Below are 10,210 nucleotides of genomic sequence, written 5' to 3' on the forward strand. Positions count from 1 at the left end.
ATGTCACCGTGCCCTCGCCTCTCGGCGCCATCCTCGCCGGCGCCGCCCGTGTTCCCGGCCAAAGCCGCGACATTCGCATCGTGCCGGGCCTTGCCCAGCGATCGGCCGATGCGCCCGACGTGATGCGCGGCGAGGAGACCCAGCTCGCCGGCGCCGGTTTGCCGGCAAAGGGCCGCCACCTCGTCTGCATGCCCGGCACCCATTCGAAATGGGTGGTCGTGGAGGACGGCGCCGTTGCCGGCTTCGGCACCTGGCCGACGGGCGAGCTGTTTTCGGTGCTGGCCGCGCATTCGATCCTGCGCCATTCGCTGGGCGAGCATCCGGCAGCGGTGGTCGCGGACAATGCCTTCTTCCGTCAATGGTGTGAACGGGCCCTGGGCGAGGGCGGTGACGTCACCTCGAAGCTGTTTGCCATCCGCGCCGCCGGCCTGCTGCAGGATCTGCAGGCCGACGATGCGGCGGCGTGCCTGTCCGGGCTGCTGCTCGGCGGCGAGATCGCTTCGGCGAAACGCCGTTATGGCGCTGGCGATGCACCTGTCGTGCTGGTCGCCTCCGGCGCGCTGGGTGTGCTGTATGCCGCCGCGCTGGGCATCGCGGACCTTGCCCTCAGAACTGTTGACGCCGATGAAGCAGTGCGTGCCGGGCTCGTCGAGGCGGCACGCGAGAACGGCATGATTGGAGCCGCCGCGTGACCCAGACAGCACCGTTTCCGAAACTCAAGCGCGGCCTCGTCGCCATCCTGCGCGGGCTGAAACCGGGCGAGGCGGTGGCGATCGGCCAGGCGATCTTCGATGCCGGTATCGAGGCGATCGAGGTGCCGCTCAATTCGCCGGAACCCTGCGTCTCGATCGCCGGCCTTGTGCAGGCGTTGCCAAAGGCAGCCCTGGTCGGCGCCGGAACTGTGCTGACGGCGGCCGATGTCGACGCCCTGCACGCAGCCGGCGGCCGGCTGCTGGTCAGCCCTAACATTGATGCCGCGGTGATGGACCGCGCTCGGACCCATGGCATGGTGACGATGCCCGGCGTGTTCACGCCGACAGAAGCCTTCCTGGCGATAAGGCTCGGCGCCTCGGCGCTGAAATTCTTCCCGGCAAGCGTGCTTGGCGCCGGCGGCATTGCGGCCGTGCGCGCGGTGCTGCCCGCCGATGTGCTGATCGGCGCCGTTGGCGGTGTGTCCGAGAAAGATTTTGCCGGCTACAAATCGGCCGGCGTCAGCGTCTTCGGCCTCGGCTCCAGCCTGTTCAAGCCCGGCATGGGCGTCGAGGAGGTGGCCGCGCGGGCTCAGGCCGCCGTTGTCGCCTGGGACGCCGCCTTTGGAGATGCATAATGAGCGACACCGTGTCGGTTTTCTCGGACCGCATCTGCCAGCTTGGCGAAGGCCCGAGCTATGACCGCGGCAGCGATGCGCTGTTCTGGTTCGACATCGTCAATGGCCTGCTGTTGGAGCAGGGCGTTGGCTCCGGCGTGCTGAAGGTGCATGATCTCGGCCTGATGGCCAGCGCGCTGGCCATCATCGATGAACAGCGCCAGCTGATCGCCACCGAAACCGGCCTCCATGTCCGCGATGTCGCGACCGGCAAGCTGACGCTGCACACCGCGATTGAGGCCGACAATCCGCTCACCCGCTCCAACGATTCGCGCGTCCACCCCTGCGGCGCCTTCTGGGTCGGAACTATGGGCAAGGACGAGGGCAAGGGCGCCGGCTCGATCTACTGGTTCTTCAAGGGCGAATTGCGCCGGCTGTTTTCCGACATCACCGTGTCGAACTCAATCTGCTTTTCCGCGGACGGAAAGATCGCCTACTACACCGACACCTCGACCGGGCTCTTGATGCGCGTCGCCTGCGATCCCGCGGCCGGGCTGCCCATAGGTGAACCAAAAGTGTTCGTCGATCACCGTTCGTCCAAGGGCTATGTCGACGGTTCCGTCATCGACCGCGACGGCGTGCTGTGGAACGCCGTCTGGGGCGGCAGGGCGGTCAAGGCCTATGCTCCGGACGGCACGCTGCTGCGCGAAATCCCGATGCCGGTGACGCAGCCCTCCTGCCCGGCCTTTGTTGGCGCGAAGGCCGACAGGCTGGTGGTGACCTCGGCGTGGAAGGGCAAGGACGAAAAGCAGCGCCAGCTCGACCCGCAGGCCGGCATGACCTTCCTGCTCGATTTCGAGGTCAAAGGCCGCTTCGAGCCGCGCGTGCTGATCGCCTGAAGCGACCGGGTCACCGGTTCGCTTTGCGGTTCGGCCCCGTTCTGTCACGCAACCGCCTGCCTTCGTCGGTTTCGCGAGAGCCAATGGCGTCAGCCGTGCGATGGTAGAGGCCGGACCGCCAAGAGCCTTTCCAATCGATGCCGCGCAACCAGCCGAGACTGATCCTCGTCCACGAGCCGGAGAAAGCCTGTTTCGACCGGCTGGTCGCCGACGGCTACCCGGCGGAGCGCGCCACCGAGATATCGTCCTACCTGGCACAGTCGACCGACCTTGCGCCGGAATTCGAGGTGCTGGCCGCTGCTTGCGAAGCGCGCGGCCTCGCCTTTGCGTCGGTCGAGCTGGATGAAGCCGCCGGCGTGCTTGCCCGCGCTGATCGGGATGCCACGCTGGTCTGGACGCTGACCGACGGCATCGCCTATTTCCGGGGCGGCGCGGCGCCCGCGCTGGCAAGGCTCAATGGGCTGAAGACCATCGGCGCCGACGATTCCTTATTCGCGCTCTGCCAGGACAAGTTCCGCTCCGGCGCCGTGCTCGGCGCGCTTGGCTTGCCGGCGCCGCAGGCAGGTCTGGCGCGGAACGGGGAATGGCTGGTCGAGCCGCCAGCCTCGGAAGCCGGCTGGTTCGTCAAGCCGAACCGCCTCGGTGCCAAGATCGGCATCTGGCCGGATTCGCGTGTGGCTGATCTCGGTCATGCGCTGGAGCTTAGCCGGCGCGTCTTCGCCCACTATCGCGACGACGTCGTCGTCCAGCCCTATGTCGCCGGCCGCAACGTGCGCGCCAGCTTCCTCGGCCTGAAGCCGGAGACCGGCGTCGAGGCGCTCGGCATCGCCTTCGTCGAGTCCGGTGGCGATTTCCAGACCATGGCCGACAGCCTGGCGCTCTATGGCGATACCGGCGGGATCGCGATGGCCGCCGGAACCTATGCCGAGCCGGTGCTCGAGCCCGTCACCGCGAGCCAACCGGCAGCCGATGCGATAATCCGCCGGATCGCCGGGGGCCTGATGACCGGGCTCGGCTTGCGCGATGTCTTCTCCGTCGACCTCAGGGTGGAGGCCGACGACACCGTCCATCTCATCGAGTTCGAGGTCTGTCCCGGCCTGCCCTGCTTCGATTTCCGTGACTATTGCCGCGCGCAATGGGGCCTCGGTCTCGCCGATGCGATGGCCGAAACCGCGAGGACCCGGCTTCGACCATGACCCCGAAAAGTGGGAGCCGGTTTTCGGACAAGGTCATGGTCAAGCAGGGGGCTAGATGCCCTCGACCAGCACGATCTCGCCGTCGGCCACCTTCTGGCGGATGGCGACGGCGCGCTGGTATTCCGGCGAATGGTAGCATTCATGCGCCGCGGCAAGCGACGGAAACTCGATGATGACGTTGCGCGCGCGGCCCGGCCCCTCGGCCTTCTCGTGCTCGCCGCCGCGCGCCAGGAATTTCGCGCCGAACCGCTCGAAGGCCGGCTTCGCGGCGGCGACATAGTCCTTGTAGCCCTCGGCGTCGCGCACATCGACGCGGGCGACCCAGTATCCCTTTGCCATATCGTTTCTCCGAGTTTGGGACTTATGCGGACCGCATTTCGGCCAGGATGGCCTCGGCGGCAGCGCGCCTGTCGGCGGCGCCGACGATCGGGCGGCCAACGACAAGATGGCTGGAGCCGTTGCGAATCGCCTGCGCCGGGGTCACCACCCGTTTCTGGTCGCCATGGTCGCTGCCCTTGGGGCGTATTCCCGGCGTGACCACGGCCATGTTCGGCCCGACGATCCGGCGCACGGCTTCCGCCTCCTCGGCGGAACAGACGACGCCGCCCATGCCGGCATGCAGCGCTTGCTCTGAGCGCCTCAGCACCAGCGTGTGCGGGTCGTATTCGTAGCCGGCGTCGATCATGTCCTGCTCGTCCATCGAGGTCAGCACGCTGACCGCGAGCAGGCAGAGATCGCTGCCCCGGGCCGCTTCGACAGCAGCCCGCATCGCCTTGGGATAGGAGTGGATGGTGAGCATCGTCATGCCCATCCTGACGATGTTCTCGACCCCCTTGGCCACCGTGTTGTCGATGTCGAGCAGCTTCATGTCGAGGAAGATCCTGATGCCGCCGCTGGCAAGCTCGCGAGCGAAGTCGAGTCCGCCGGCGAAGGCCAGCTGATAGCCGATCTTGTAGAAGGAGACCGTGCCGTCGAGCTCGCGCACCGCTTTCTCGGCGTCCTTCACCGTCGGCACGTCGAGACCGACGATCAGCCTGTCGCGCATGGTGTCGGCATGCTCCGGGATCATGCTTCGATCCGGCTGGACAGCATGCGCGAGGTTTCGATCAGTGTGCGGCATAGGCGCTCCATCGATTGGCGTAGTCTGTCGTCGCGGAAATGTCCATTCTCGTCGAAGGCGTCGCTGGCGCCAGAGACCGAGCATTCCGGCGTGACCACCTCGACCTGGCAGCGCACCAGCACGGCGCGCAGGTGATTGATGCAGCGTATGCCGGCAAACTTGCCGTCGGAGGAGGAGCAGAGGCCGGCGGGCTTGCCTGCAAACGGCCTGAACGAGCGGCCGCCGTCGCGGCGTATCCGGCTCACCCAGTCGATGCTGTTCTTGAGCAGAGGTGGCAGCGAGCCGTTATATTCCGGCGTGGCGATCAACAGTCCATCGTGGTTGGCGATCAGCCGGCCGATCCGCATGGCATTCTCGGGAATGCCTTTCTCCTTTTCCAAGTCCTCGTCCATGATCGGCAGCGGATAGTCGCCAAGCGAGATGCGGGTCACCTCGGCGCCCTGCATGGCAAGCTCTTTCTGCGCCACGTCCGCGGTCCTGCCGCTGAAGGCGCCCCACCGGATCGAGCCTGCGAAGACGAGGATTTTTGGGATCATTGGCATTGGCCACCCTTGTTCCCGGACAGGTACAGAAAGGGGCCGCTCAAATCAACGTTTGGATGAGGGAGGAAGAGAGTAGGGCAGTAAGGCAGTAAGGCAGTACGGTATCGAGCCGTTCACTCCCCTGCTGCCCCACTGCCGTACTCCCCTATTCCTTCTCCTCTAATGCGCCTCGCGCCGGTAGATCCACAGCTGCGTCGGCGGGATGTTGCGGATGATGAAATCGAAATGCTTGACCGTGTAGTCGCCGCGGCCGGGCGGGATCGGCGACAGCGGACCATAGGTCAGCTGAACGATCGGCCGGCCGGCGGGGATGCGGTCGAGCAGGCTTTCGATATAGGCGATGCGCTGGGCGACCGGGAAGTTCAGCAGCGGCACGCCGGAGACAACCGAATCGAACACCATGTCGCGCTTGTCGCCGAGCGTCGCGTTGAGATTGAAGGCGTCGCCTTCGATGACGTTGACGCCCGGATAAAGCCGACGCAGGTGGCGCACGAAATCGGTCGAGTATTCGACCGCGTAGAGATTTTCCGGCTTTATCCCCTGCGCCAGGATGGCGCGGGTGATGACGCCGGTGCCGGGGCCGACCTCAAGCACCGGCAGGCCGGATTTCGGATTGACGATCGAGGCCATCTTGCGGGCGGTGATGGAACTGGTGGGAACGATCGAGCCGACCGTCTTCGGCTTGTCGATCCAGCCCCTGAAGAACTTCAGCTCGTCGTCGAACTTCTCCGCCAGCGACTTGCGCAACCCGGGACCACGTGCCATGCGAGCTCTCCTCAACGCTCCCCGACCCGCTAATTAGCAGCTAGGTGGGACAAGGCAAGGCGTCAACCTGGCATAAGGTGTTGATGACGCTCGGGAAGCAATCCCCGGGACATGCCCTTCAACCTCTCAGCGGTCGCTGAAGGATTCGAAAAAGTCCTTCATGCGGGCGAAGAAGCCGCTCGACTGGGGCGAATTGTCCTGCGAGGACAGCTGCTCGAACTCTTCCAGGAGCTCACGCTGCCGGCGCGACAGGTTCTGCGGCGTCTCGACCGCGGTCTGGATGTAGAGGTCGCCGACATTGGGCTGGCGCAGCACCGGCATGCCCTTGCCCTTCAACCGGAACTGGCGGCCGTTCTGCGTGCCTTCCGGCACCTTCACCTTGGTCTGCGTGCCGTCGAGCGTCGTCACCTCGAAGGACCCACCGAGAGCCGCTGTCGTCATCGAGATCGGCACCTTGCAGTAGAGGTCGGCGCCGTCGCGCTGGAAGAACTCGTGCGGCTTGACCGCGAGGAAAATGTAGAGGTCGCCCGACGGGCCGCCGCGCAGGCCGGCCTCGCCCTCATTGGCCAGCCGGATGCGGGTGCCGTCCTCGATGCCGGCCGGGATGTTGACCGACAGCGAACGTTCCTCAGTGACGCGGCCCTGGCCGGCGCATTTCGGGCACGGGTCCTTGATCGTCTGGCCGCGGCCCTGGCACTGCGGGCAGGTGCGCTCGATCGAGAAGAAGCCTTGCGTGGCGCGCACCTTGCCGTGGCCGTTGCACATCGAGCAGGTGGCCGGCTGGGTGCCGGGCTTGGCGCCGCTGCCCGAACATTCAGAGCAGGAGATCGAGGCCGGCACGCGGATTTGCGCGGTCTTGCCGGAAAACGCCTCCTCCAGCGAAATCTCCATATTGTAGCGCAGGTCCGCGCCACGCTCGCGGCCGCCCGACGAGCGGCGCTGGCGGCCGCCCATCATGTCGCCGAAAATATCCTCGAAGATGTCGGCGAAGCCGCCGGCGCCGAAGCCCTGCGCGGCGCCATTCATGCCGCCATGTTCGAAGGCGGCGTGGCCGAAACGATCATAGGCCGCGCGCTTCTGCGGGTCCTTCAGCGTCTCGTAGGCTTCGTTGATTTCCTTGAACTTGTGCTCGCAGGCGTGATCGCCGGGATTGCGGTCGGGATGAAACTGCATGGCGAGCTTGCGGAAAGCGCTCTTGAGCTCCTTGTCGTCGGCGCCCTTTTGCACGCCCAGCGTCTCGTAGAAATCAGCTTTCATTTTTTCCCGCAGTCCGGATGCTCAATGTCTTGATGCACTGTTGCGTCGTTTGCCGGCACGTCGTTCCGATTTAGGTGCGATGGCGTCCGGATGCCAGTGCTGGCGCGGCCTTGCCCGCACTTTTTCATGAAGGGTTGCAAAAAAGCCCGGCCTTGCGCCGGGCTTTTCGCATTATTTGCCGTCAGGCGGCTCAGGCCGACTTCTTCTTGTCGTCGTCCTCGTCGATTTCCTCGAAATCGGCGTCGACCACGTCCGAATCCTTGGCGGCGTCCGCTTTGGCGTCGGCCTCGGCCGCTTCCTTCTGCGAGGCTTCGTACATGGCCTGGCCGAGCTTCATCGAAGCTTCGGCGAGCGCCTGCGTCTTGGCCTCGATCTCGGCCGCGTCGTCGCCTTCGGTGGCGGCCTTCAGCGCCGCGATCGCATCGGCGATCGCCGTACGGTCGGCTTCCGAGACCTTATCGCCATATTCCTTCAGCGACTTCTCCGAGGAATGCACCAGCGCCTCGGCCTGGTTGCGGGCCTCGACCACGGCGCGCCGCTTCTTGTCGGCTTCGGCATTGGCCTCGGCGTCCTTGACCATCTTCTCGATGTCGGCGTCCGAAAGGCCGCCGGAAGCCTGGATGCGGATCTGGTGCTCCTTGCCGGTGCCCTTGTCCTTGGCCGAGACGTTGACGATGCCGTTGGCGTCGATGTCGAAGGTGACCTCGATCTGCGGCACGCCGCGCGGTGCCGGCGGGATGCCGACAAGGTCGAACTGGCCGAGCAGCTTGTTGTCTGCCGCCATCTCGCGCTCGCCCTGGAAGACGCGGATCGTCACCGCCGACTGACTGTCCTCGGCGGTCGAGAACACCTGGCTCTTCTTGGTCGGGATCGTGGTGTTGCGCTCGATCAGGCGGGTGAACACGCCGCCCAGCGTTTCGATGCCGAGCGACAGCGGCGTCACGTCGAGCAGGAGCACGTCCTTGACGTCGCCCTGCAGCACGCCGGCCTGGATGGCGGCGCCAAGCGCGACGACCTCATCCGGGTTGACGCCCTTGTGCGGGTCCTTGCCGAAGAACTGCTTCACGATCTCCTGGATCTTGGGCATGCGGGTCATGCCGCCGACCAGGACGACCTCGTCGATCTCGCCAGCCTTCAGGCCGGCATCCTTGAGCGCCGCCTTGCAGGGGTCGATCGTGCGCTGGACGAGATCCTCGACCAGGCTTTCGAACTTCGCCCTGGTCAGCTTCAGCGTCAGGTGCTTCGGCCCGGTGGCGTCGGCGGTGATGAAGGGCAGGTTGATCTCGGTCTGCGTCGTTGACGACAGCTCGATCTTGGCCTTCTCGGCCGCTTCCTTGAGACGCTGCAGGGCGAGCTTGTCGGCCTTCAGGTCGATGCCCTGCTCCTTCTTGAACTCGGCCGCCAGGTACTCGACCAGGCGCATGTCGAAATCCTCGCCGCCGAGGAAGGTGTCGCCATTGGTCGACTTCACCTCGAAGACGCCGTCGCCGATCTCGAGCACCGAAATGTCGAAGGTGCCGCCGCCAAGGTCATAGACGGCGATGGTCTTGCCGTCCTTCTTGTCGAGGCCGTAGGCAAGGGCCGCGGCCGTCGGCTCGTTGATGATGCGCAGCACTTCGAGGCCGGCGATCTTGCCGGCGTCCTTGGTCGCCTGGCGCTGGGCGTCGTTGAAATAGGCCGGAACGGTGATGACCGCCTTCTCGACCTTCTCGCCGAGATAGGCTTCCGCCGTTTCCTTCATCTTCTGCAGGATCATGGCCGAGATCTGGCTGGGCGACTGCTTCTTGCCGCCGGCCTCGACCCAGGCATCGCCATTGTCGCCCTTGACGATCTTGTAGGGGACAAGCTTCTTGTCCTTCTCCGTCACCGGATCGTCATAGCGGCGGCCGATCAGGCGCTTCACCGCGAAGATGGTGTTCTCAGGATTGGTGACCGCCTGGCGCTTGGCCGGCTGGCCGACGAGGCGTTCGCCGTCGCTCGAGATGGCGACGATCGAAGGGGTCGTGCGCGCGCCCTCCGCATTCTCGATAACCTTGGGCTCCTTGCCGTCCATGATGGCAATACAGGAGTTGGTGGTTCCGAGGTCGATACCGATTACTTTTGCCATTGTTCTAGTCTCTCCGCTAAGCAGGCTCTCAGGACCCTGATCAGGCGTTCCAACGAAAGCCCCTGTTCACAAGAAATCCCGTTCCGGCAACCGGCGTTCCGGCGCCGAACGGCTTGGCGCGTATATAAGAACAGGCTGCACGGGGCGCAAGCATTCTGCGCAAGGCGTCCACGATCCCGCCAGATGACGGGAAAAATGCCTAAATCGCGCATATCGCAGCCGATTTGCCGCCGGACACGGACGGACTTGCACAATCCGCCGCGGGCAAAAACGTCGCAGCCGCCACAATCAGAGCCCGAACGCCTGCTGGGAAAGCGCCCGCAGCTTCGGGAAAAAATCGCCGTTCCGCCGGCGATCACCAGCGTTCCCTGGCTGATGACGGTTTTCGGATCGGGCTTCAGCACCGTGCCTCCGGCTTCCTCGACAAGCAGCATGCCGGCCAGGCAATCCCAGGCGTTCATGTGTTCCTCGATATAGCCGAGCAGCCGGCCGGACGCGGCATAAGCCAGCATCAGCGCGCCCGACGCGTTGCGGTAGAAGACGCCGCCTTCAGCCATGATCTGGCGGATGAGCACGGCGACATGCCCGGTATCGGCCCGGTTGGACAGGCCGGTTCCCACCGATCCTTCGGTGAGGCTCGCGGCATCGCTCGCCTTGATCGGCCGGCCGTTGACGAAGGCGCCGCCATCACGATGGCAGTGGAAGGTCTCGCCGGTCGAGGGCTCGTGGATCACGCCGACGACGGTCCCGCCCTCGCGGGCGCAGGCGATCACCACGCACCAGGCCGGAATCCCGCGCACGAAATTGGCGGTGCCGTCGATCGGGTCGATCACCCAGACAAAGCCGGTCGTTCCGACGACCGGCGCATGTTCCTCGCCGACGATGCCGTCCCGCGGGTAGGGGTCGGCAATGGCGGCGCGGATGAACAGCTCGACTTCGCGGTCGCCGTCCGAGACCAGGTCCTGATGGCCCTTGCTCTCGACGGTCAGGTTTTCGAGGTCGCGGAAATATTTCGGGC

General features: G+C 65.3%; 11 protein-coding genes. 4 read left to right on the forward strand and 7 right to left on the reverse strand.

Going from position 1 to position 10,210, the window contains the following annotated elements; all coding sequences use genetic code 11:
• The 4 genes from EN781_RS15240 to EN781_RS15255 form a co-directional block, all read left to right on the forward strand.
• Window positions 1-692 (forward strand): 2-dehydro-3-deoxygalactonokinase (locus tag EN781_RS15240; RefSeq protein WP_127400112.1); only part of this gene is annotated, 692 nt, incomplete at its 5' end.
• On the forward strand, window positions 689-1,327 hold the full coding sequence (locus EN781_RS15245; RefSeq protein WP_126057225.1) for a 2-dehydro-3-deoxy-6-phosphogalactonate aldolase: 639 nt from the start codon (window positions 689-691) through the stop codon (window positions 1,325-1,327). The genes EN781_RS15240 and EN781_RS15245, both read left to right, overlap by 4 nt.
• The gene (locus EN781_RS15250; RefSeq protein ID WP_126057224.1) at window positions 1,327-2,205 is read left to right on the forward strand and encodes an SMP-30/gluconolactonase/LRE family protein; all 879 of its coding nucleotides are present in this window, start codon (window positions 1,327-1,329) and stop codon (window positions 2,203-2,205) included. The genes EN781_RS15245 and EN781_RS15250 overlap by 1 nt, the downstream gene beginning before the upstream one ends.
• A gap of 137 nt (window positions 2,206-2,342) precedes the next feature.
• Window positions 2,343-3,401, forward strand: a complete 1,059-nt coding sequence (locus EN781_RS15255; RefSeq protein WP_127400113.1) for a D-alanine:D-lactate ligase-like protein — start codon at window positions 2,343-2,345, stop codon at window positions 3,399-3,401.
• Window positions 3,402-3,452: 51 nt separating this feature from the next.
• Here EN781_RS15255 and EN781_RS15260 read toward each other — a convergent pair whose 3' ends face one another.
• From EN781_RS15260 to EN781_RS15290, 7 genes are all read right to left on the reverse strand, one after another.
• Window positions 3,453-3,740, reverse strand: a complete 288-nt coding sequence (locus EN781_RS15260; protein ID WP_127400114.1) for a DUF1330 domain-containing protein — start codon at window positions 3,738-3,740, stop codon at window positions 3,453-3,455.
• A 22-nt stretch (window positions 3,741-3,762) separates the two neighbouring features.
• A complete protein-coding gene (gene pyrF / locus EN781_RS15265) occupies window positions 3,763-4,470 on the reverse strand; it encodes an orotidine-5'-phosphate decarboxylase (protein WP_126057221.1) in 708 nt (235 codons plus the stop codon).
• Window positions 4,467-5,063: an NADPH-dependent FMN reductase gene (locus EN781_RS15270; protein ID WP_126057220.1), complete on the reverse strand. Its 597-nt coding sequence runs from the start codon at window positions 5,061-5,063 to the stop codon at window positions 4,467-4,469. The genes pyrF and EN781_RS15270 overlap by 4 nt, the downstream gene beginning before the upstream one ends.
• Before the next feature lie 159 nt (window positions 5,064-5,222).
• Entirely contained in the window at window positions 5,223-5,828 is a 606-nt protein-coding gene (gene pmtA / locus EN781_RS15275) for a phospholipid N-methyltransferase PmtA (protein ID WP_126057219.1), read from the reverse strand.
• A 126-nt stretch (window positions 5,829-5,954) separates the two neighbouring features.
• The gene (gene dnaJ / locus EN781_RS15280) at window positions 5,955-7,085 is read right to left on the reverse strand and encodes a molecular chaperone DnaJ (RefSeq protein WP_126057218.1); all 1,131 of its coding nucleotides are present in this window, start codon (window positions 7,083-7,085) and stop codon (window positions 5,955-5,957) included.
• 190 nt (window positions 7,086-7,275) lie between these two features.
• Window positions 7,276-9,192, reverse strand: a complete 1,917-nt coding sequence (gene dnaK / locus EN781_RS15285; protein ID WP_126057217.1) for a molecular chaperone DnaK — start codon at window positions 9,190-9,192, stop codon at window positions 7,276-7,278.
• Window positions 9,180-10,181 (reverse strand): inositol monophosphatase family protein, encoded by a 1,002-nt coding sequence (locus EN781_RS15290; RefSeq protein WP_348631384.1) that lies wholly within the window; start codon window positions 10,179-10,181, stop codon window positions 9,180-9,182. Before EN781_RS15290 ends, dnaK begins: the two co-directional genes overlap by 13 nt.
• Window positions 10,182-10,210: the final 29 nt, after the last annotated feature.

This window comes from Mesorhizobium sp. M4A.F.Ca.ET.090.04.2.1 (assembly GCF_003999085.1).
Taxonomy (GTDB): Bacteria; Pseudomonadota; Alphaproteobacteria; order Rhizobiales; family Rhizobiaceae; genus Mesorhizobium.

What these genes read in the sequence shown, in the direction of transcription:
- EN781_RS15270 (WP_126057220.1), bottom strand. Translation starts at nt 5,063, where the DNA reads ATGCCAATGATCCCAAAAATCCTCGTCTTCGCAGGCTCGATCCGGTGG.
- pyrF (WP_126057221.1), bottom strand. Translation starts at nt 4,470, where the DNA reads ATGATCCCGGAGCATGCCGACACCATGCGCGACAGGCTGATCGTCGGT.
- dnaK (WP_126057217.1), bottom strand. Translation starts at nt 9,192, where the DNA reads ATGGCAAAAGTAATCGGTATCGACCTCGGAACCACCAACTCCTGTATT.
- EN781_RS15255 (WP_127400113.1), top strand. Translation starts at nt 2,343, where the DNA reads ATGCCGCGCAACCAGCCGAGACTGATCCTCGTCCACGAGCCGGAGAAA.
- EN781_RS15260 (WP_127400114.1), bottom strand. Translation starts at nt 3,740, where the DNA reads ATGGCAAAGGGATACTGGGTCGCCCGCGTCGATGTGCGCGACGCCGAG.
- pmtA (WP_126057219.1), bottom strand. Translation starts at nt 5,828, where the DNA reads ATGGCACGTGGTCCCGGGTTGCGCAAGTCGCTGGCGGAGAAGTTCGAC.
- EN781_RS15250 (WP_126057224.1), top strand. Translation starts at nt 1,327, where the DNA reads ATGAGCGACACCGTGTCGGTTTTCTCGGACCGCATCTGCCAGCTTGGC.
- dnaJ (WP_126057218.1), bottom strand. Translation starts at nt 7,085, where the DNA reads ATGAAAGCTGATTTCTACGAGACGCTGGGCGTGCAAAAGGGCGCCGAC.